Source organism: Thermococcus profundus, from assembly GCF_002214585.1.
GTDB lineage: Archaea > Methanobacteriota_B > Thermococci > Thermococcales > Thermococcaceae > Thermococcus > Thermococcus profundus.
Genome location: NZ_CP014862.1, coordinates 1,464,552 through 1,484,334, shown reverse-complemented (window position 1 = coordinate 1,484,334; position 19,783 = coordinate 1,464,552). Strand labels below are relative to the sequence as shown.

Below are 19,783 nucleotides of genomic sequence, written 5' to 3'. Positions count from 1 at the left end.
TAAACGCCTTTTAGTTCGGTGGTTTAGATGGAGGTCGAGGTCAAGTTTAGGGTTAGCTTTGATGATATGAAAGGGAAGATAGAAGATCTTGGGGCCGAGTTCAAAGGAGAAGAACTTCAGGAGGATCTCTACTTTTCCCTCCCCCACCCGGAGCTCCTTAGGGTTAGGTGGATCCGGAACCTTGGCAGGGCTTACATAACCTACAAATACATACAGGATCCAGGGAAGAACGAAGAGTTCGATGAGCTTGAGGTTGAGGTCTCGGATTTCAAGACCGCGGTTGAGATCCTCAGGCGCCTCGGGTTTAAAGAGGACGTCCTTGTGAAAAAACGCCGCCTGGTCTACAAACTAGGGGATGTGACCTTTGAGCTGAGCGACGTTGAGGGGCTCGGAAGCTTCCTTGACATAGAGATCCTGTCCGATGACGTTGTCTACGCAAAGGAGAGGATATGGGAAGTCGCCAAAAGACTGGGTTTAGCCGAGAAAGACGTCGAACCGAGGCTCTACCAGGAGCTCCTGAAGGAAAAATGAAACGGTTGGAGGTCACCTCGCCGTTGCAACTATCTTTATTATATCGTTGAACTGAAGTTCGTAGTCGTCTCCGACGCGCCTGTGGGTTCTGGCGTTGACCGCGTAGAGAAAAGTCTTTCCGAGATCAGTGTGCACTTTGTAGGCCAGATCGCGAGGTGTTGAACCCCGAGGAAGGAGATGCACGTGCGGCAGAACGTTCCCGAACTGATCCGTGAGCTTGTGCTCGTCTTCAACTGGATAAACGGGGATCAGGTTGAGCAGTTTAAACACGGCGGTGTCAATGACCTTCTGCACCCCGGTGGAGCCGAAGCGATCCAGAACCTTCTCCTTTATTATCTGAAGTGCCCTCTCCTGCTTCGGGTTCATTTCCTTGACGACCCTAAAGTCGCTCGATCCAGGTATGTACTCTATGAAACCTGCCTTTGCCGCCTTCCTCAGGGTCAGCTCCGCGGCGGCACTGGTGGGGATGACCATGTACCCCCTCTTTTCTCCCTCGCTGATGAGCCGCTTTAGATCTTCTTCACTTGCCGCGTCTGCCTTGTTGGCGGCGATTATTATCGGTTTGTTGACCTTTCTGAGCTCGTGAACGAAGCCGAGAAGGTCATCATCGCTCCACTTGGTAGGATCACTGTTGAGGCCGAGTTTGTGTACCGCCTCCCATACGTCCTCCTCTTTAACTCCTATTCCCGACAGGTGGCTGGCTATCGCCTCTTCGAGCTTTATGTGCTGAAGTTTTATCCTCTTGGCGAATTTTTCCCAGTTCTTCTTCAGTATTCCATATATCCAGAAATCGATCTCCCTCTCGAGGAACTCAATGTCCTCAACTGGATCGTGGTGATCCGTGGGCTGTCCTTCGGCGTCCGTTTTTCCTGTGGCATCTATAACGTGGATCAGGGCAGAGGCCATTCTGAGGTCATCGAGGAACTTATTGCCAAGTCCTCTGCCCTCGTGGGCACCGGGAACTAGGCCTGCCACGTCTATCATTTTGACGGGGATTAACGCTATCCCGTTTCTGTACTCGTAGTTCTGTGGATTAGGTGTGCAGCTTAGTTCCCTGCAGGGATGCTCCGCCCTTGCGTAGGTTACTCCTACGTTGGCTTCTATCGTCGTGAACGGATAGTTCGCCACCTCAACGTCCACGAGGGTGGCCGCTGAAAAGAACGTTGACTTCCCCACGTTTGGTTTTCCAACGACTCCAATCTCCATCATCGACCCCCGCTCAATTTGGGAAGCATGGCTTTAAGAAGTTGTGGGCCGATTCAGGTTGTCCCGAGGTTGTAAACTTCCTTTTACCTGGGATTAAAACCTCTTTTAGACGTTAGTTTTATTAGGAACCCATCCCAAATTACCTCTGCCCATAAACGGCCGATGGGCAATAAAGTTAAAAACATGAGCGCAGTAAGAGTATTGAACCCCATCGCGGGAGGTGAAGGTTCGTGAAATCCAAAAACGGATTTAAAGAAGTGAAGAACCGGAAGCTGCAAGTGCTTCCATTGATATTCCTGTTGCTTGGGAGCATACCCTGGCTCGGTGCCAGTGTTGGGTTCGCCAGTGCTTCTGAGTCCGACAATATTTTCTGGGCAGGCTTGTACCAGGCAGAGAAGAGCAGCGTTGTTTCACTCGCTTACGGTGATTCGGGGCTGGTTTTTGTTGGATGGCTCAACGGTGCAGGAGTTGACCACTCTGACGCATGGCTGGTAAAGCTCAACGATGACGGCAGCATAGCTTGGCAGAAGGCCGCAACCGGCAACTACGGTTTCAATGATATCAGGGCCTCAGGTGACGGGTACATCGCCGTTGGCTGGGCTAACGGTGCGGGAATTCCCGAGAACGACGCCTGGATAGTTAAGTTCGACGGCGACGGGAACGTCGTCTGGCAGAAGGCCATAGGAGGCGACGGAAACCAGATGGCCTTTGCCGTCTCAGGTTACGCCTTTGTTGGCTGCTACAACGGCCAGCCGTGGATAGGGGCCTTTACCGGGGACGGTAACATCTCCTGGCAGAAGGTTCTCCAGGGTGAGGGCAACTACGGCTTCACCAACGTCCTCAAGGACTACAAGTACTACTACGCCGTTGGCTGGGCTAACGGTGCCGGCATCTCGAAGAACGACGCTTGGATAGTCAAGTTCAAGGGAGACGGAAGCAAGGCCTACTGGCAGAAGGCAATCGGCGGGCCTGGAGACGAGAAGGCCACCGCTATAGTCCCAGTCTACAAGGGAACCGTTACTTCGGTGCTTACCGACGAGGGAACCGTCCTCGTGAAGTTCGACTACTACGGCAACCTGAAGTGGCAGAAGCTCTACAGGGGCGTCTTCATCAAGAACATGTACAGCACCCGCGGCTTCATAATCGCGGTCGGTACCATGGGCGACGATGCAGTTGTGATTAAGCTCACCCAGGACGGTGACGTCGTCAAGGCAGTTACCTACGGTGGGGATGCCGCCGACGCCCTCAACGCGGTCATTGTGAAGGGCAATGTCGTCTACGCAGGGGGAGAGCTCAATGACAACGCGTTCGTATTTAAGGGCCCGACCTCGGGAGTCCTCGACTCGATGGCCAAGGATGTTAGCATCACCGTTGAGGACGCAAACCTCACCGTCACTGACACCTCACTTGAGCTGGTCGACACCAACGCTACCGTCAGCGATACTTCTGCGGAGTTCGTTGACACCTCAGCCCAGTTCACCCAGCTCTCCGAGATGAAGAAGGTCTTCAGCGTTTCCGATCCGGTGGGTGATGACCACGGTCCGGGCACCTACACTTACCCGACCAACCCGGTCTTCAACCAGACCGGCCTCTTCGACCTTACGGGCTTCACCGTTTACGAGACGTCCAGCGATTATGTTCTCTACTTCCACTTCAAGAACCTTGGCGGTAACCCGTGGAGTGCTCCGAACGGATTCAGCCTGCAGATAATCGAGGCTTACTTTGACTTCAAGGACGGTGGGAACACTTCAGCCATCAAGCTCGCCGACAACGGCCCAGGAGCAAACGTCAAGTTCAACAGGCCTTGGGACGTCGCTCTCAGGGTCCACGGTTGGGGCAGCGACCTGGTTCTCCCGAACATGACCACCATCCCGATAAAGGCTACCGCCGACCTTTCAACCAACACTGTCATAGTCACAGTGCCGAGGAAGTACCTCAGGATAACCCCCGACACTTTCTACGCTGTGCTTGTTGGTAGTCAGGATGGGTTTGGTGTTGATACTTGGAGGGACGTTAACGTTGAGGCTGAGGAGTGGAGGATTGGCGGTGGAGACGCTGGTGCCATTGCCGCCGGTGTCGCCCCACGCGTCATGGACCTCCTAGTCCCTGACTGGTTCAGCACCGTTCTCCCGCAGGAGAAGCAGCTTTCGTCCTACAAGTACACCGAGGACTTCGAGCCGGTATCACTAGCCACCGTTGACATGGTTCCCGTGAGCGACAACTACGGCTTCCTCACCGTGACCTCAGAGCCGGACGGTGCCACAGTTTATATCGACGGTAAGGAGATCGGAACCACCCCGATCCAGCACTACGTCCTTCCGGCGGGCCTCCACGAACTCAGGGTCAGCAAGGACAAATACCTTGACGAGGCTCTCAACATTTCAATAGTTGTCGGTCAGGAGCTCTCAGTACCGATTGAGCTCATTCCGAGGACTGGAATGCTCACAATCACCTCGAACCCGAGCGGGGCCACAGTTCTCGTTGACGGTCAGGAGGTTGGAACCACTCCGCTTGAGAAGTACAGGGTGCCCATAGGGCTTCACGAGGTCACGATAGTCAAGAAAGGCTACTACGAGGAGTCCCTCAACGTCTCGATCCTTGAGAACAAGGAGCTCTCATTCCACGTTGACCTCGTTCCAAAGACAGGCCTCCTCACAATCACAAGCACACCTGACGGTGCCACGGTTTACATTGATGGCCAAGAGGTTGGAACCACTCCGCTTGAGAAGTACAGGGTGCCCGTTGGAACCCACGAGGTCACAGTCAAGAAGGAGGGCTACCGTGAGGAGAGCTTCAACGTCTCGATCCTTGAGAACAAGGAGCTTTCAGTGCCGGTTGAGCTTGTGCCGCTTACCGGAACCTTGACCCTGACCTCTGATCCGAGCGGTGCCACCGTCATCATCGATGGCCAGGAAGTCGGCACCACACCACTTGAGAAGTACACCCTGTCCGTTGGAGACCACGAGGTCACCGTCAAGAAGGATGGGTACAAGGAGCAGAAGTTCACCGTGACTATCGAGGCAGGCAAGGAAGTCACCAAGAACGTCAAGCTCGAGAAAATCCAGACGAGCACAACCACAACAACTACTACGACAACTACGACCACGTCCTCACCGAGCAAGACCACCACTACCAGCAAGCAGGGTGGTGGAGGAATCTGCGGTCCGGCCGCTCTCGTCGGCCTGGCAATAATACCGCTCCTCCTCAGGAGGAGGAAGTGATCCCTTCCCCTTTTCTTTATCGTTTTTGAGTTAACTTTTTTAAGTCCCGTTTCGGTTTGCGGTTCATGAAGGCCTTTATCTTAGCTTATCCTGAGAAGCCGAATGAGAACTACACGATTCCCGTTGGAGATGAGCCGGTTATCAGGTTAACCGAGAGAAGGCTTCTTCTAACGAAGAGAATAGATGACATCGTCACGCTCGTTCGGAAGGACAAACTCAAGACCTATTCGCTTCATGTCTCCAAACCCCTCCCGGCTTCCGGAAGAAATAAAATGGAAGCCCTCTTAAATCCCCTGAGGGGGGTTGAAGAGCTCTTTCTCCTTGAGGGCAACATGCCCCTGGTAATGCCGTTCTTCGTGGATTATATGGTTGGTCTGTTTTATGAGATGGAGCCTGACGCATTAATTCCCGTCTGGAGGGATGGGAGCACGGGGGTTACCCATGCCATCTACGATTCTGAGGCCTTGTTAGATGCCATTGAAGCGGCTCTGGGCGAAGGATACCGGAGTCTGAGCAAAGTGGTTGAGTTCCTCGATTATCAGCCGCTGTCTATAGAAGAACTGTCAAGGAGAAACCCAAAGGTAACGCTGAGCTTCTTTAGGGTCAAGAACGGAAACGATGCCCGGTTTGCAGAGGAGACGCTTAAGGCTCTCGGCCAGTTATAGCAGTGCTTTTATTTCGCTGTCCACGGGTATTGAGTGCTCCCCCAGGTTCCCAACAAAATCCGCTGGGGCACGGAGGAGGGACACGTTAAGCCGGTAATGACCGCGGTAGGAGCTCATTCTAGCCACGAAGAGGTAGTCAAAGAGCTCTGGTAGAAGGTAGTGGGATGAGAACTCCCCGGGGAGGTCCAGCTCGTTGAGGACTATCGGGGTGTGGGTAAGGATTAGGGTTACGTCCTTTTCTCCCGCGATCTCGAGTAGTTCCAGGAGTCCATCAGTGCTCCTGTCCCTCAGCAGGGGAAAACCCGAGACGACAAGAGAAGAGCCAGGTTCCATAGTTTTCAGGGCTTCCACTACCGAAGACAGCCTGTAAGTTTTTCCAAAGTGGAATCCACTGATGTCCTCTTTTATCCTCCTGAGAGTGCTTGGAGTAAAGCCCCCACCCACCTGGACGTGGTAGACACTCCCCCCTTCGAGGAGAGCCGCCTCAAGGTATGTCACCAGAAAGACCTCAGAAAGCTCATCGGAGAACAGCACGGCCGACGAACTACCCTGCCTTATTCCAAGGGGGAACCCTTCGAACGGTTTGACCTCCTCTGATTGGTCTGGAGTGTGGAACACCAGTGTCATCAGAGGAATAACATCCTGGGAATATTTATAGGTTGCGTTTGTGAAATGTCATCCTCCGGATGAGCCTTTGAGCGCCTCCAACACTGCGTTGAACGGAGCATCGGTTTTTACCGCGGTCGGCGAAAAGTGGGTTCTGGTGGCCGCGTACCCCCTGTTCTTAAGCTCTTCAACGACGGCCTTGACCTTCCTTAGCTCAAGCCCGTTTCTTCTGGCTATGGCATGCGTATCGTAGTGGAACGGAACGTCCAGCTCTTCTCTTAGAACTTCTAGGAACTTGAGTGTTTTTTTATGCGCAAGCTCGCTTTCTCCTGCCCCTTTTAAAACATCCTCCACAAAGCCCTGATCCTTTAGGGGTCCCAGCCACATGGGGCCGTAGACCTTACCTCTGTTTTGCGGGAGGAAAGCTGTTTCATAGAAGAACTCGCCGTTCTCCCTCTGCCACAGGTATCCAAGCTGGTTGAGGCTCCCATCGGCCTTTCTCGCTCCGCTTCTCAGCCGGAGGAATGCTCTGAAGTAGTGGTCGCGGTAGTATGCGAGAAGAACTTCAACCCCCAGATCGTATTTGGCGGCGTATCTGACCACAGCCCCGATCAGTATCCTTAACCCCGCTTCGTGGCACAGCTCCCCCCTTATGGGCTCGGCCAGGTACTTCCTCCTGCATGCCTGCCTGTAGGCCCCGCAGAGAACTCCAGTGTCAGTGGCGGTTATCCCAAGGACTCCCTTTCTCTTCACCGACCTGAGGGCGGCATCCAGAAACTCTATGGGGGAGCCGAAGGGGTCCAGATCCAGGAAGTCGAAGTAGCGGAAGTTCTCTGCCATCAACCTGTTGGCGTCGCCTTTGTTTGCAACGGCGAGCTTTTCGCCCCAGAAATAGGCTCTATCTCCCTCCTCATAGAGCTCCCCTTCGAGGTTCTTTTTCAGGTTCTCCTTTATCAAGCCGTAGGCCTCGTCGCTTATGTCGTTGAGCCAGATCTCCTGAGCTGGGGTCTCAAGGGCGTACCTGATGCCCCTTATCCCCGTCGCAGATAGGGCGTCAAGTACCTTTTCAGGCTGTAGAATCTTGAGGACGAGAACGCTTATGTCCCGGTTCAGGGCCATAACGGGATTGTAAAACACTGGTGCATCGTATATTCTCTCGGCCTTTGGAACGAGTATCCTAGCCAGGCCCTCTTTGATCTCGATAAACTCCACTTTTCTCACCTGAGAAAGAAAAGGTGGGAAGCGTTTAAAGGATTTCGACGTAGTCCCCGATGGCCTGTCCCGGGAGACCGGGGTTAAAGTAAGCCTTTACTTCTCCCCTGTTGCCGTGAGCCCGGAGTATCTTTCCTATCATCTTCCGCCCCGTGGGGGTCCTCCAGACGACTTTTCTCCCAATGAGGGCGCTCGCTCCTGCCCTGTCCTCCACTCCAAGGGGCTTGAGGATCATGTGGTGGTTGTGCTGGTGCTCGTGGCTACCGGCGTAGGAGAGGACTATAGCCCTCCTCATGATCCTCACCCCCTTCGAGGATTTTTGAGGGATAGCGATTTTTTAAAACTTATCCTGCGGTAGGCTAATATAGGCCAATGCCCAACTCCCCATATGGTACTTAACATCCTCAAGAAACTCCAGTTCAGGAGGGATGTTCCCGCTGAAATTTCCAGTTCGGGAGAGGTAACGGTAATGCACGTAAGCGACACTCCCGAATCCGTTTATCCCTTTGTTCAAAGGCTGATAGAGAAGATCAGTCCGGACTACATAATCCACACTGGAGATTTGGCCGACAACCTTAAGCTTGAGAGGAGGCCTGAGTTGCTTCCTCGATACAGGGGTGCCATTAGAAAGCTTGCATCAATACTCAAGGGGAGCGGGGCGGAGCTCTACATTGTGCCGGGCAACGAGGACGACGTTGAGGTGATAAGGGAATTCTTCGGCGATGCCGTTGTTGACCCTGGAACCGTAGTGGAGATCGAGGGGGTGAGGTTTGCCCTGGGCCACAGGCCCGAGGAAGTCCTCGGTTCCCCCGTGGATTTTCGGCTCTACGGTCACAACTTCAAGCTCATTGAGAAAGGTTTGAATGGCGTTCTGGGGGTTAATTTCGTCCTTCTCCCAAGCGGGAGAACGTACAGAATAAAATACCCCCCAGGAACCGATACCTGCCGGGGATACAAGATGTGGAGGGGTCTGTGATGAAGGTTGCCCGTTTTGGTCCGTCGATAGTGTTCCTGAGAACCGCACACGCGGAGGCCGTTAAAGAAGCTTTGAAGGAGGCCTTTGGGGTTGAGGAGATCAGCACTGAGGAGGCCATACGGAAAAGCAGCGAGTTTGAGACCGTCCTCTTTGTTACCGACGAATGGCAGAAGGAGACCCTGCCGCCGAAGACCGGGTTTTTGGTGAAATCCCACGCCCCGCTCGTTCTGAGCCAGATAATAAACAGGAATCTTCCAATTGAAAAGGTTCATGTTGAGAGTACGCTGATCTTCCTCAGGGTGCCTCAAAAGGTGGACGAAGCCCTGAAACTCATAGCCGAGAAATACGGCGGTGACGTCATGGATATAAAAACCGCCCTTGACGAGGGTGAGGCCAATGACACCATAATAGGGATCACTACCAAAAAGCTCAGCTCGTCGATCGGCCCGGAGGAGATAGAGGGCGCCGTCCTCATAAGGAGGAACTTTCTTCGGGTTTACAGAGAGTTGAGCATCGACGTCCCCCTTCTCCTGCTGAGGCTGATGCCGGAGTGGAACGAGCTGACGATCAAGATATACGACACGGAGAGACGGTACGAGGAGAACATAGAGCGGCTCATGATGGTCATTGAAGACCTCGACTTGGGCTTCATCGTTGGGGAAGGATGGGACTGGGATTATCCAAGGCCCTTCATGCGCGTTCCGGTCTACAAGCTCAAGCTCCTGACATGGGAGAAGCCCGAAAGGGTAAAGTTCCTCCTTAAGGGCATCGAGTACGCCGGTTACAAGAGGCTCTGCGACATAGACGTCTTCCTGGAAGGGAAGAAGATGCACTGGACTTCCCTTGGAAAGTACGACTCAAAGTTCGACCTAGCCAAGGCTGCCCGTGAGGAGCTGGAGAAGCATCTAAGCGAAGACGTATTAAAGAGGCTCAAAGAGCTTGATAAGAAGCTTGTGGATAAGTCAAAGGATTAACGCTTCTTTATTTTTGCAACAAAGAAGCCGCTCGTCCCGTGTTTGTCCGGATAAAATCTCCTCGCCTTTCTTATCTCTTCGCTCAGCTCAACTCCGAAGGGGTTCGTCAAAGCTGGCTCGCCGTATCTCAACGGAAGAAGCTCAACGTCGAAGTTGTCTAAGACCCACTGGATAACGAACTCGTTCTCCTCCGGCTCTAGGGAGCAGGTTGAATAAACTAGAATCCCCCCCTCTTTAAGGACGCTCAGGCCCTTCTCGAGGAGCCTCATCTGAAGACCCTGGCAGAACTTAACGTCATCCATCGTTCTGTTGGATTTCCTCTCCGGGTTCTTGTGTATCGTTCCGGAGCCCGTGCAGGGCGCATCGAGGAGGATTTTGTCGAACTCAACGCCGAGCTCGTCTATGTGGAGGGAAGAGCTGTGGAGGAGGATAGTGTTTGTAATTCCCAGCCTCGAAAGGTTGAGCCTCGTCTCCTTAAGCCTTTCTTCTCCAACGTCGAAGGCGTAGATTATCCCCTCGTTCTCCATCAGCTGTGCCATGTAGGAGGTCTTTCCCCCGGGGGCGGCGGCCATGTCGGCGACGGTCTCTCCAGGTTTAGGCTCTAGGGCAACGGGGGGATACATCGAGCTCGCCTCCTGGATGTAGAGAAGGCCGGAAAGATATTCGGGTGTTGAGGTTATCGAGAACGGCTCCCTCGTGAGGCAGAAGCCCTCCCTCGCCCAGGTAACTCGTTTAAACTGAAAGCCCTTCTTGTTGAGGAGCTTCGTGAGTTTTGGAATCTCTATCCTGAGGGTGTTAACGCGGAAGCATCTCGGCAGAGGTTTTTCCATGGCCTCTGCTATCGCTAAGGCCCTCTCGCCCCAGAGCTGGTAATACCTTTCAGCGAATGTCCTTGAGTAGCCGAGGGAAAACAACCTTTCGAGCATGTTGGAAGTTGGGAAAGGGGTTTAAAAGGTTCTTGGGCATAAAATGCGGTCTTTTAATCAACTTGAGAGTGTGGAAATTAACCTAACATCGAAAAATTAAAATAGTATGTCACCAAAAATTAGTACATCATCATGGCGGTGAGTGACATGAGACATAGCTTGCTCTTAGCCGTCCTTTTTCTCGTGGTGGCGGGGATAGCTGGATATTGGACATGGAGCGCCCTTGGATCCAATTCAGGGAGCACCCGCATTGCCGGCGATATTGAGCTCGTGGAAATCGACCATGAAGTTCTCGCAGGACTTGGAAACGGGTTTTTCGTGAAGGTGGACAACTCAACCTTCATAGCAAGCGTTAAGGTTTTGGTTAAGGGGGAGCGAGCCGAGAATAGAGTGTATCGGGTGAAGAACGGAAAGGCCGAACTGCTGGGTAAGCTCGATGCTCCCTTCGTGACCGATGTCCCCGCCTTGTGGATAAACAATGAGGTGTTACTCTTTGGGGGATACAATCCCGGCAACATTACTCAGATTCCCATCGTTTACGCGTACAACCCTGAGAACGGGACCATGAGGAAATTCGTTGAGATGCCCTTTAGGGACTACGACCAGCTCTCCCTTCTCTGGGATGGTTCAAAGGCGTATCTCTTCGTCAGATTCCTGGGTGGAAACCTCTCCGTCTATTCGTTTGACCCCTATGCAAAGATATTCCAGCGCCTCGATCTCGATTTCCCGGAGGGGTTCGTCTTTCCGGGAACCTCAATGTATGCGGCTGTGTGGTACAAAGGGAAGGGATACCTCGTACACGGCGATAGGATAGCGGTCTTCGATCCATCCTCAAAAAGCTTCCTCTGGGCTCCAGTTAGGCTTCCCGACAAATACTGGGCCAGAACGGCGGTGGCAACTGACAGGGGATATACATCTTCGGCGGCTTTTACGACAGCTCCAACTTCAGCCGTGCCATCTACCTCTTCGTCCCGGAGGATAACTCCATAACAAAAGTCGGCACCCTCCCGTATCCCATTGGGCAGGCTCCTGGAGCCTGGGACGGAGAGAAGATATACCTAGTTGGAGGGAGAGGTCCTGGACCCAACAAGTACATCGTAATCTTCACGCCTAGGGATTAGATGTTCATCGGTCTTCGTGATCATTCCATGACCAACAAGTTTTAGGAGGCCAAAAATTTAGGATCTATCACAGGGATGGCAAAAAATGAAGAAAAATCCTCAGACCTTAATCCCGCCCATGACGAGGGCCATGACTGCCTTCTGGGCGTGGAGCCTGTTCTCCGCTTCATCGAAGACGACGCTGTTCGGGCTGTCAACGACGTCGTCCGTAACCTCCTCGCCTCTGTGGGCCGGGAGGCAGTGCATGAAGATGTAGTCAGGCTTCGCGTGCTTGACGAGGTCTTTGTTGACCTGGAAGGGCTGGAATATCTTCCTCCTCTCCTCTGCCTCGGCTTCCTGCCCCATGCTCGCCCAGACGTCAGTGTAGATGACGTCGGCGTCTTTAACAGCCTTGATCGGATCGTGGAGGAGCTCAAAGCTTCCACCGCTCTCGGCGGCGTTCTGCTCTGCCCACTTGATAACTTTCTTGTCCGGCTCATAACCTTCTGGGGTGGCAACGACCACGTTGGCACCGAGCTTGGTTCCGGCTATCATGAGGGAGTGGGCGACGTTGTTGCCGTCTCCAACGTAGACGATCTTAAGGCCAGCTATTCTCCCCTTCTTCTCAAGGATGGTCTGATAATCAGCTAGGGCCTGGCATGGGTGTGAGAAGTCAGAGAGACCGTTTATCACTGGAACGCTTGCGTATTTTGCCAGATCCTCAACGTCCTTGTGGGCGTAGACCCTCGCCATGATCCCATCAACGTACCTGCTGAGAACCCTTGCGGTGTCGGCTATCGTCTCTCCCCTGCGGAGCTGGAGGTCCTGGGCGTTGAGGTAGAGGCCGTAGCCGCCGAGCTGGTAGATACCGACCTCGAAGGAGATCCTGGTTCTAGTTGAGGGCTTCTGGAATATCATAGCTAGAGTCTTGCCCTCGAGAACGCGGTGCGGCTTTCCGATCTTGTTCCAGATCTTCATCATCTCAGCTGTTTTGAGAATCGTCTCAAGCTCCTCCCTCGTGAAGTCCTGGAGGCAGAGAACATCCCTTCCTGCAAGGCTAACCACCATGCGCATCACCGAAAAATCCTCGATGCCCTCACTAATAACCCTTTCGTCGGATAGAATTGGGTGGAAGTGAAAAGTCTTTGAGTTCCATCTTGTTTTTCTTTCTAAATGCAACGTTCAATGCTGAATACACCTGCATTCTAATGTATTTTCCGGAGTTTGCAGATTTAATTTTTAATGTCATAGAAAGGAAACTTTTTTAAAATTAGGATTACAAATAATGTGGGGTGATCCCATGTCTGAGTTGAAAGATGCAAAAACCTGGGGCGGAATCGGGTCTATACTGACAATCTTTGGCCTGGGCTTCATCGGCTTTATACTGAAGCTGATAGGCATTAAGAAGATATCAGAAGCAACCGGCAACGAGGAGATCTACAACAAGTACCTGTGGGCCGCTATTCTGGCAGTGATTGGCCTCCTCCTGCCCCTGCCAGGCTTGTTGTCCGGAAGCATTGCAGGATTTGGGCTTATGGGTGTGCTCGCGGCGATCCTTATGATAGTGTCCGTGTACTTCATGAAGCAGAGCTACGACATGATAGCGGAGGAAACAGGCGTGGCCATGTTCAAGACCGCTGCCCTGCTCTACATAATAGGAGCCGTCTTAATGATAATCGTGATCGGTATCCTGTTGATATTTGTAGCAGCGATTCTCGAGACGGTTGCATTCTTCTCCCTGCCGGACGAACTCCCTGGAAAGAAAGGTCAGACACCAGCAGAGGAAGAGGTCGTCTTTTGAACTTCTTCCCTTTTTGTCCTTTGATTTTCTGATGAAAATTTTGTCCTCAAAAAACTAATAAGGGAAGGTTCATTCTGTTTTCGGTGGCATCCATGGGCGATGGAATCAGGGTGACCCTTGTCAATTATACAAAGAACCCACTTGAGACTGTCACATGGGCGGCCCTTATAAGCTACTGGGAAGAATGGGAAACGGAAGCCTTTGAGAGGATGACCGAGAACGACGTCGAAATGCACCTTCCGAGGGTTCTTGGCTACGGGCACGAGTCAATTCTTGAGCATGCGACGCTCACTTTTGCCATAGAAGGCTGTTCTCGTGTTTGTTCGCATCAACTTGTTAGACATAGACTTGCTTCTTATACCCAACAGTCACAGAGGTATATAATTTTAAACCCGAAAGACATTGAAGAGACCTTTGTTATCCCCGAGGAGATAAAAAAGGATCCAGAGCTACTTGGGGAGTGGAAGGAGTTCATGAAAAAGTCCATCGAGCTGTACAAAAAGAGCATTGAGCGCGGCCAGCACCAGGAGGACGCGCGCTTCATCCTCCCACAGGCAGTCAGGACGAAGATAGTCGTTACAATGAACCTCCGCGAGCTGAAGCACTTCTTGGGGCTGAGGGCATGCGAGAGGGCTCAGTGGGAGATAAGGGAAGTAGCCTGGAAAATGCTAGAAGAGATCGCGAAGAACGATGAGCTGAGGCCGATAATAAAGTGGGCGAAGCTCGGGCCGAGGTGCATCCAGATCGGCTACTGCCCCGAGGGCGAGCTTATGCCCCCCGGATGCTGGAAGAGGACCAAGGAGAAATGGGAGGCACTTTTCAGGAGTTTTTCTCGGTGATTATCCAAACAACTTTTTTGGATTTGTGTTTGGACGTAGTGGGTGTTGTTTTTGGAGATGAGGTGAGACTGTGCTGTCCTGCCTCTCCCATCTAGTTGAGCATCTCCATCCTTCGACGAGATACTCGCCATGAACAGAACTTCAATGATCTTGAGATTAATTGTCAATCATTCAGATTTCCCGGAGTTTATCTACAATATTTGACATCTGTCCAAGTATCCTGGGAAAAACTTGATAACTACCTTGGCGTTAACGATTATGGTGGTGAAAATGGGGATCGTATTTGATACTGAGCTCATGATAAACTTGACAAACTTCGAGATTATGAAGACGCTTTTAGATAAAATTGCAAAGGAAGAAGAACAGCCTTAGAGGTACGGCTCCTTGTAGAGGGGAGCCAAAAATGTCTCAAACACTGCGACTGGCATCTCTATTCCCCATTTTTCCAGCACCTCTGGGTGTATCTCCCCTATGATCCCTATCGTTTCTCCGTTCACGATGATTCTGCCGGCCCTACCTGGAATGAAGCTCGGGTGTTCTACTTCTTCAAGCTCGTACTCAAAGCCGAGGTGGCGCATTACCGAATCGAGGATTTCCTTAGCCTCTGTAAAGGTCACGCGCGGATGAGCTAAGGCAACGGCCAGCTTGCTCTCGCTGACCGTCTTGGTTTCTCTGCTCTCGTCTATGAGTGTGGCTTTCCCGACTTCGAACAACTTTTGAGGATACTCCTCGTGGGTGTTCTGGCTCAGGAAGTCGAGTAAACTGGGTGTGAGCCAGTTCCTCAGAGCCGACCACTTGGGGCTTATCGGGTTCTCTATCTCCACCAATTCAGCGGGCGGGTTTTTGAAGTAGTCCTTTCCGAATTCAAGGTTCATCCTGTTGTACTGAGCCTCCCTGTTCGTCAGGTTGAAGGTCATGACCTCCTGTAAACCAAAGCCGACCATGAGCTCCCTAACGGCATCCTCGAACTCAACGAACTTGTCTCCCCTTCCTTGGACAGCGAGCTTCGGCTCCTCCGGTTCGATCTTGTTGTAGCCGTAGGCTATGAGCACATCCTCAAGGACGTCCCTTGCGTGCATTATATCATCGCGGAACGCTGGATAGCGGAGCTTAGCCCTTCCGTCTTTAAGCTCGACCTCGTACATCATCCTCTCTAGGAGGTCCTTGATCTCTTCGTCGCTCAGGTCGAGGCCGGCCAGCTTCCTGATGTAGTCGAGCTCGACCTCGAACTCCTTCGGCGTTAAGTCTGGCGTCTCTATTTCGAAGTCCGGGTAAATCACCTTGACGCTCCGTATCTTCCCGCCGCGCTCCGCAAGAGCAGTAACTACGACGTTAAGGGCGAGCATGACTTTATTCAACTCCCATCCTGTTATGTCAACGAAGACGTTTTTGGTCTCGGTGGTTACCCTTCCTGTTATCTCCGAGTTGATTATCGGCGGCATGGAGAGGACTTTCCCCTCGCTGTCCACGAGGAGAGGATAGAATGGCTTGTCCTTTATCAGGTGCCCGTACTCCTTCCCCTTCTCGTGCTTTTCAAGGATCTCCTCGAGCGTCATCTCCTCGTCGTAGCCGAGCGGGACAAACTTTTCCGTCTTCTCGGCCGCTCTGTAGTACACCGGCGGCTTTACCTTGTCGAAGTCGAAGATGCCTATCGCTACCTCCCTTCTCCTCCTCCCGAAGGTGAGGGCAACCTTCTCCTGAAGGTTTATCATCTGTTTGAGAGCTTCCTCATCTATGTTCAGGCCCTCGACGATGGCGTAGACACCGTAGGGGCGGATGCCCTTCAGCTTCTCGTCAACGTAAACTACAACGTCGCTCTTCTCGACTTCGTACTTCGGCAGGCCCTTCTGGAAGCCGAGGGCAAAGCGTATCTGCCTCGCTATTCCTTCAGCACTCCAGAGGTCGGGCCTGTTCGTGTCCTTCGAGTCCGCCTTGAAGTAGATTTCACCGTTCTCCTCCCACATGTCATCGAGCTCGCATTTGGCGTATAGGAAGAGGTCTTCCCACTCTTCGACGCTGAACTCCTTCCCGACGAGCCCTTCGAGGTCGCGCTTTGAAACATCGAACTTCGGCATGAGCATCACCTCAACACGTCATTCAAAGGAATTACATCATACTCGCCAGCGTGGGCTAGCAAACCTTTATCGTCGGTTACTATCGGAAGCCTCAGTGAGAGGGCGAGTGCAACGAAAGGGGTATCCTTCTCGTCAAACTCCCTGCATATTCTGTAGGCCTTGTTTATAAAACCACGGTACTCGGAAAGCGGATGAAAAATAATCCTTCCCAGAAGCTCTTCCCTGAAGTGGGCTAGTTCGGGCTCAGTTATCCCCCTCTTTTTTGCTTTTTTCTCGATGATACCCCAGTACTTCTCAAGCTCCATTAGCATATAATCCGGGGCATGGAGTGGTATTTCGGTCGTGAGCAAGAACTCCCTAAGCTTCGAGTTTTTGGGAATGAGGGCTGATATTATGACGTTGGTATCAACGATCACTCCAGCCCCAATTCTTTCTTGAACTCCTGCCAAGCCTCATCCCTCGCTTTCTCTATCTCATCGATGTCCTTCTCGTTTATCCCAAGCCTCTGCGCGATGTCTTCAATAAACTCTATCCTCGCCCTCTCGGCCGCAATAGCTCGCTTAACCTGGATCTCCACAAATTCTTTTCTCACACCCTCCGGAATCTGAACAACGATTTTGGGCACGGTCATCACCCCTGGCTTTCAACGGGTTTTCCTTCTTTTTTGACAGTTTCAATGAACTTGAAGAACTCTGGAAGGATAAGCTCTCTCGCGCGCCATATCTCAATGCCAATGACCTCACCGTTTTCGTCGAGGTCTATAACAAAGTCTCCTTTCATGTCCGCGTCCACGGGCTTCTTTGGCGAGAGCTGGATGTACAGGATGTCAACGTTTGGGTCATACCTCACAATCATCTCCTCGCTCATAGCTCAACCCACCTCACCACACCAGCCTCGCTTCCCTCAGCCACCTCAGGTCGTAGCTGAAGAGGTAGCGGATATCATCGATCCCGAGCTTGAACATCGCCAGCCTGTCGATTCCTATTCCCCAGGCTATAACGGGTGCATCTATTCCAAGAGCCTTCGTCATCTCCTCCCTGAATATTCCCGCTCCCCCGAACTCGACCCAGCCTAGCTCTGGGTGGTAGGCGCTCATCTGGACGCTCGGCTCGGTGAACGGGTAGTAATCCGGCAGGAACTTCACCTTCTTCGCTCCGGCTATCTCGACGGCGAAGCGCTTGAGTATTCCGAGGAGGTGCCTGAAGTTGAGCTCTTCCCCAACGACGAAGCCGTCTATCTGGTTGAACTCGATGAGGTGAGTCCTGTCGAGGACGTCGGGCCTGAAAACGCGCTGTATCGTGAAGTATTTACCCGGAATCTCAACGCCCTTCGCTAGCTGTCTGGCATCTAGAGCGGTTCCGTGGGCTCTTGGCATGAGTAGCATCGCCCTCTCTGGCGACCATACATAGCCCCAGCCCCTCGAACCTGTATCGCCTCCGTGCTCGTGGGCCGCCTTCACCCTGGCAACGAGCTCCTCAGCCGGAAGGTGCCCACTCTTCGGATACTTGAGCTGATAGGTGTCGGTCCACTCCCTCGCCGGATGGTTTTGCGGCTGGAAGAGGGCATCGAAGTTCCAGAACTGGGTCTCTATCATGCTCTCCGAGACCATCTCAATGAAGCCCATCTCGATGAGCCTTCTCCTTATCTTGTCGAGGAAAGCCCTGTAGGGTTGCTTCTTGCCCGGGTAGAACCTCTTTACCGGTGCCTTGATGTCGAACTTCCTGAACTCGACTTCCTTCCATTTTCCAGACTTTATGAGTTCCGGCGTGAGGAGGGAGACCTCCCTCTTAAGCTCGAGACCTTTGCTAACGAGCTCCTCTCCAGCGGGGGTTATCTCAACCTCCCTCTCGGTGACAGTGTCTTCCTCGGCTATTTTCCTCCTCTTGAGCTCCTTGACGGAGACGAGACCCTCAATCTCGCTCAGCGAGACGGTTTCCTTCTCCGCGAGGATCTTGAGGGCCCTGTCGATGGGCCTCTCGCCGGCTTCCCTTCCATTGTCAGTTATTTCGAGGACGAGCTTTCCATCCTCCTTCCTGACGGTTGCCCAGCCTTCTTTCCTGAGGAGACCAACTATCGGCTTCAGCTCGTCCTCGCCAAGGACATCTTTGAGGTCGTCGAGGGTAACCTTTCCCCTCTCGCGGAGAAGCTTTAGCGCTCTCCACTCCGGAAGGCTGATCTGAGCGTATTCCTTTCCGGTCTCGGTTATCTTAACGACTTTTTCGCTCCTCTCGTGGAGCTTCGCAAGTCCCTTTGCCTGGAGGCCGAGGACTGAGCGCATAACCGCTACCTGGTCAAGGCCGGTTTTTTCAACGAGTTCTTCGAATTTGACCTTTTTGGTCTCGCTGAGTTTTATGAGAGTGAGTTTTTCTTGGTAGCTCAGTTCCATAGTGCCACCTCCCGCTGGAAGTGGTTGAGATAACTTAAGAGAATTGCGGTTGGTAGAAAATTAAAGTGATCAAGGAAACAACAGGAACTGGTTTAAGACGTTGGGGATATCCAGATCGGACACTCTCCGTCGCCCAGTGTTGACTTCCGCCCCGTCCAGGTTTTGCTTCCGTCGGAGTAGATTATTCTCATCCAGCTTCTTTTTCCCAGAAGTTCTGACTTAACGATGATACTGCCGGTGTCTCCATCGGGAGAAACTTCGATCATGAGGGTTTCGTTTTCCAGCTTAAGGCTTTCGAGAGAATACTTTTCTGGCAGTTCAATTAAGGCTATTTCGCTCAGGTTGTAGGGACTTGTAAGGTAGTAAACGCTCCTCTCCGAGTTGGCCGTTTTGGATGAAATAGGCGTTGTTAGGACTCCCTGACACGATGGATAAAAGGTATCTCCGTCGACGTTTATCTCAAAGATGTTTGGACTCAGGTTCTTAGGGATGCATGGGATTGTGAAGTTGGTGGGGTTCATCCTTAGACCACCAGAAGTTATTGAATGAAAGCGCAACACTATCTTATCGTCTTTGAGTTCATAGCCGGCTGCCCTGAGCTCTCCAGGGTAGTAAACATCGAGGAAAAGATGGAGTCTTCCTTCGGAGCATAGGGCGTGCTTTTCCTCGGTATTCGATGTTACTGCACCGCTCTGAAAAACTGCGACTGTTATTAGGATTGCCATAAAAAAGATTCCTAACACGAGCTCTTTACCCATCATAAGCCACCTCCATGTCTAGTTCTCTCAAGTATTTGGGTGCGCTTACAACCCTTATTAGTGGGGAGGTTAATAATGTTTCTCATTTTTGTTGAAACAACGAATTCCATTATCAATAGCTTTGATATGTTAGCCCCTAGAGTTTGTTTATCCCCCAGTATTATACCCTCCGGCAGGAGGGAAATGGGTGTATGGGCATTCTTGGGGTCGTTATAGGATACCTCACTATATATGGGATGCTTCGTGCTTATGGATTTTATGAGATTAGATCCAGATCCCGAGGAGTGCAGAACTAAAAGCTGTGCTAAGGATGGTATGAATCATGGATTGGGCTTGGCAGTCCTCTCGGTTATTGTACTCTCCCTAACTGCTCCTCTACTAATCCCAAGTTCAGAGAATAGTAACGGTGCAAATTTCGGGCCAGCTCTCGCAATTATGCTTTAGTCTAATCACATTCGGATTCACTGTTTATGGCCTTTACAAATGGCGTGCATACCGAGAAAGATA

At 52.1% G+C, this 19,783-nt stretch carries 21 protein-coding genes; 9 read left to right on the top strand and 12 right to left on the bottom strand.

From position 1 onward, the window contains the following. Window positions 1-27 precede the first annotated feature (27 nt). On the top strand, window positions 28-531 hold the full coding sequence (cyaB, locus tag A3L09_RS08010) for a class IV adenylate cyclase (protein WP_088858449.1): 504 nt from the start codon (window positions 28-30) through the stop codon (window positions 529-531). A 12-nt stretch (window positions 532-543) separates the two neighbouring features. Here the strand turns inward: cyaB and A3L09_RS08005 are convergent, their stop codons facing one another. After that, window positions 544-1,737, bottom strand: a complete 1,194-nt coding sequence (locus A3L09_RS08005) for a redox-regulated ATPase YchF (protein ID WP_088858448.1) — start codon at window positions 1,735-1,737, stop codon at window positions 544-546. A gap of 278 nt (window positions 1,738-2,015) precedes the next feature. On the opposite strand from A3L09_RS08005, the gene A3L09_RS08000 reads away from it, so the two are divergent. Next, a complete protein-coding gene (locus A3L09_RS08000; protein ID WP_232473509.1) occupies window positions 2,016-4,958 on the top strand; it encodes a PEGA domain-containing protein in 2,943 nt (980 codons plus the stop codon). 65 nt (window positions 4,959-5,023) lie between these two features. Beyond that, a complete protein-coding gene (locus A3L09_RS07995; RefSeq protein WP_088858446.1) occupies window positions 5,024-5,623 on the top strand; it encodes a glycosyltransferase family protein in 600 nt (199 codons plus the stop codon). Here A3L09_RS07995 and A3L09_RS07990 read toward each other — a convergent pair. Genes A3L09_RS07990 through A3L09_RS07980 form a run of 3 tightly spaced genes read right to left on the bottom strand, consistent with a single transcriptional unit; the run spans window position 5,618 to window position 7,736 of the window. Continuing rightward, on the bottom strand, window positions 5,618-6,250 hold the full coding sequence (locus tag A3L09_RS07990; protein WP_088858445.1) for a hypothetical protein: 633 nt from the start codon (window positions 6,248-6,250) through the stop codon (window positions 5,618-5,620). The two genes, A3L09_RS07995 and A3L09_RS07990, sit on opposite strands and share 6 nt — an antisense overlap. A 48-nt stretch (window positions 6,251-6,298) precedes the next feature. Beyond that, window positions 6,299-7,441 (bottom strand): tRNA (guanine(10)-N(2))-dimethyltransferase, encoded by a 1,143-nt coding sequence (locus A3L09_RS07985; RefSeq protein ID WP_088858444.1) that lies wholly within the window; start codon window positions 7,439-7,441, stop codon window positions 6,299-6,301. A gap of 34 nt (window positions 7,442-7,475) precedes the next feature. Further along, complete coding sequence (locus A3L09_RS07980) at window positions 7,476-7,736, bottom strand: 50S ribosomal protein L35ae (RefSeq protein ID WP_088858443.1); 261 nt, start codon at window positions 7,734-7,736, stop codon at window positions 7,476-7,478. 93 nt (window positions 7,737-7,829) lie between these two features. On the opposite strand from A3L09_RS07980, the gene A3L09_RS07975 reads away from it, so the two are divergent. Both A3L09_RS07975 and A3L09_RS07970 read left to right on the top strand, forming a co-directional pair. Further along, window positions 7,830-8,417 (top strand): metallophosphoesterase family protein, encoded by a 588-nt coding sequence (locus A3L09_RS07975; protein WP_088858442.1) that lies wholly within the window; start codon window positions 7,830-7,832, stop codon window positions 8,415-8,417. After that, on the top strand, window positions 8,417-9,391 hold the full coding sequence (locus A3L09_RS07970; RefSeq protein WP_088858441.1) for a hypothetical protein: 975 nt from the start codon (window positions 8,417-8,419) through the stop codon (window positions 9,389-9,391). The genes A3L09_RS07975 and A3L09_RS07970 overlap by 1 nt, the downstream gene beginning before the upstream one ends. On the opposite strand, the gene A3L09_RS07965 is transcribed toward A3L09_RS07970, so the two are convergent. Further along, window positions 9,388-10,317, bottom strand: coding sequence for an NOL1/NOP2/sun family putative RNA methylase (locus A3L09_RS07965; protein ID WP_088858440.1), 930 nt, complete (start codon window positions 10,315-10,317; stop codon window positions 9,388-9,390). The genes A3L09_RS07970 and A3L09_RS07965 overlap by 4 nt on opposite strands. Before the next feature lie 147 nt (window positions 10,318-10,464). Here A3L09_RS07965 and A3L09_RS07960 point away from each other — a divergent pair, with 147 nt between their 5' ends. Beyond that, window positions 10,465-11,307, top strand: coding sequence for a Kelch repeat-containing protein (locus A3L09_RS07960; protein WP_232473508.1), 843 nt, complete (start codon window positions 10,465-10,467; stop codon window positions 11,305-11,307). Further along, entirely contained in the window at window positions 11,226-11,438 is a 213-nt protein-coding gene (locus A3L09_RS11150) for a Kelch repeat-containing protein (protein WP_394335194.1), read from the top strand. Before A3L09_RS07960 ends, A3L09_RS11150 begins: the two co-directional genes overlap by 82 nt. 99 nt (window positions 11,439-11,537) lie before the next feature. Here the strand turns inward: A3L09_RS11150 and argF are convergent, their stop codons facing one another. After that, window positions 11,538-12,485 (bottom strand): ornithine carbamoyltransferase, encoded by a 948-nt coding sequence (argF, locus tag A3L09_RS07955; protein WP_088858439.1) that lies wholly within the window; start codon window positions 12,483-12,485, stop codon window positions 11,538-11,540. A gap of 232 nt (window positions 12,486-12,717) precedes the next feature. Between argF and A3L09_RS07950 the strand changes: the two genes are divergently transcribed. Both A3L09_RS07950 and thyX read left to right on the top strand, forming a co-directional pair. Beyond that, complete coding sequence (locus tag A3L09_RS07950; RefSeq protein WP_088858438.1) at window positions 12,718-13,218, top strand: DUF996 domain-containing protein; 501 nt, start codon at window positions 12,718-12,720, stop codon at window positions 13,216-13,218. A 92-nt stretch (window positions 13,219-13,310) separates the two neighbouring features. After that, window positions 13,311-14,057 (top strand): FAD-dependent thymidylate synthase, encoded by a 747-nt coding sequence (gene thyX, locus A3L09_RS07945; protein WP_088858437.1) that lies wholly within the window; start codon window positions 13,311-13,313, stop codon window positions 14,055-14,057. Between the two features lie 368 nt (window positions 14,058-14,425). Here the strand turns inward: thyX and pheT are convergent, their stop codons facing one another. The 6 genes from pheT to A3L09_RS07915 all read right to left on the bottom strand — a co-directional run bounded on the left by pheT (window position 14,426) and on the right by A3L09_RS07915 (window position 19,276). After that, window positions 14,426-16,132: a phenylalanine--tRNA ligase subunit beta gene (gene pheT, locus A3L09_RS07940; protein WP_088858436.1), complete on the bottom strand. Its 1,707-nt coding sequence runs from the start codon at window positions 16,130-16,132 to the stop codon at window positions 14,426-14,428. Window positions 16,133-16,137: 5 nt separating this feature from the next. Further along, a complete protein-coding gene (locus tag A3L09_RS07935) occupies window positions 16,138-16,548 on the bottom strand; it encodes a PIN domain-containing protein (protein WP_232473507.1) in 411 nt (136 codons plus the stop codon). Beyond that, window positions 16,545-16,763 carry a hypothetical protein gene (locus tag A3L09_RS07930; protein ID WP_088858434.1) on the bottom strand — a complete coding sequence of 73 codons (219 nt, stop codon included), beginning with the start codon at window positions 16,761-16,763 and terminating at the stop codon, window positions 16,545-16,547. The genes A3L09_RS07935 and A3L09_RS07930 overlap by 4 nt, the downstream gene beginning before the upstream one ends. Further along, window positions 16,763-16,999 carry a DUF2283 domain-containing protein gene (locus A3L09_RS07925; RefSeq protein ID WP_088858433.1) on the bottom strand — a complete coding sequence of 79 codons (237 nt, stop codon included), beginning with the start codon at window positions 16,997-16,999 and terminating at the stop codon, window positions 16,763-16,765. Before A3L09_RS07925 ends, A3L09_RS07930 begins: the two co-directional genes overlap by 1 nt. 13 nt (window positions 17,000-17,012) lie before the next feature. Further along, on the bottom strand, window positions 17,013-18,518 hold the full coding sequence (gene pheS, locus A3L09_RS07920; RefSeq protein WP_088858432.1) for a phenylalanine--tRNA ligase subunit alpha: 1,506 nt from the start codon (window positions 18,516-18,518) through the stop codon (window positions 17,013-17,015). 92 nt (window positions 18,519-18,610) lie between these two features. Further along, the gene (locus A3L09_RS07915; RefSeq protein WP_157727221.1) at window positions 18,611-19,276 is read right to left on the bottom strand and encodes a hypothetical protein; all 666 of its coding nucleotides are present in this window, start codon (window positions 19,274-19,276) and stop codon (window positions 18,611-18,613) included. Window positions 19,277-19,783: the final 507 nt, after the last annotated feature.

Coding starts and splice junctions, on each gene's coding strand:
- A3L09_RS07925 (WP_088858433.1), bottom strand. CDS start 16,999: ATGAGCGAGGAGATGATTGTGAGGTATGACCCAAACGTTGACATCCTG.
- argF (WP_088858439.1), bottom strand. CDS start 12,485: ATGGTGGTTAGCCTTGCAGGAAGGGATGTTCTCTGCCTCCAGGACTTC.
- A3L09_RS07990 (WP_088858445.1), bottom strand. CDS start 6,250: ATGACACTGGTGTTCCACACTCCAGACCAATCAGAGGAGGTCAAACCG.
- A3L09_RS07960 (WP_232473508.1), top strand. CDS start 10,465: ATGAGACATAGCTTGCTCTTAGCCGTCCTTTTTCTCGTGGTGGCGGGG.
- A3L09_RS07915 (WP_157727221.1), bottom strand. CDS start 19,276: ATGGGTAAAGAGCTCGTGTTAGGAATCTTTTTTATGGCAATCCTAATA.
- pheT (WP_088858436.1), bottom strand. CDS start 16,132: ATGCCGAAGTTCGATGTTTCAAAGCGCGACCTCGAAGGGCTCGTCGGG.
- A3L09_RS08005 (WP_088858448.1), bottom strand. CDS start 1,737: ATGGAGATTGGAGTCGTTGGAAAACCAAACGTGGGGAAGTCAACGTTC.
- A3L09_RS07975 (WP_088858442.1), top strand. CDS start 7,830: ATGGTACTTAACATCCTCAAGAAACTCCAGTTCAGGAGGGATGTTCCC.
- pheS (WP_088858432.1), bottom strand. CDS start 18,518: ATGGAACTGAGCTACCAAGAAAAACTCACTCTCATAAAACTCAGCGAG.
- A3L09_RS07965 (WP_088858440.1), bottom strand. CDS start 10,317: ATGCTCGAAAGGTTGTTTTCCCTCGGCTACTCAAGGACATTCGCTGAA.
- A3L09_RS07995 (WP_088858446.1), top strand. CDS start 5,024: ATGAAGGCCTTTATCTTAGCTTATCCTGAGAAGCCGAATGAGAACTAC.
- cyaB (WP_088858449.1), top strand. CDS start 28: ATGGAGGTCGAGGTCAAGTTTAGGGTTAGCTTTGATGATATGAAAGGG.
- A3L09_RS07930 (WP_088858434.1), bottom strand. CDS start 16,763: ATGACCGTGCCCAAAATCGTTGTTCAGATTCCGGAGGGTGTGAGAAAA.
- A3L09_RS07980 (WP_088858443.1), bottom strand. CDS start 7,736: ATGAGGAGGGCTATAGTCCTCTCCTACGCCGGTAGCCACGAGCACCAG.
- A3L09_RS07950 (WP_088858438.1), top strand. CDS start 12,718: ATGTCTGAGTTGAAAGATGCAAAAACCTGGGGCGGAATCGGGTCTATA.
- thyX (WP_088858437.1), top strand. CDS start 13,311: ATGGGCGATGGAATCAGGGTGACCCTTGTCAATTATACAAAGAACCCA.
- A3L09_RS07970 (WP_088858441.1), top strand. CDS start 8,417: ATGAAGGTTGCCCGTTTTGGTCCGTCGATAGTGTTCCTGAGAACCGCA.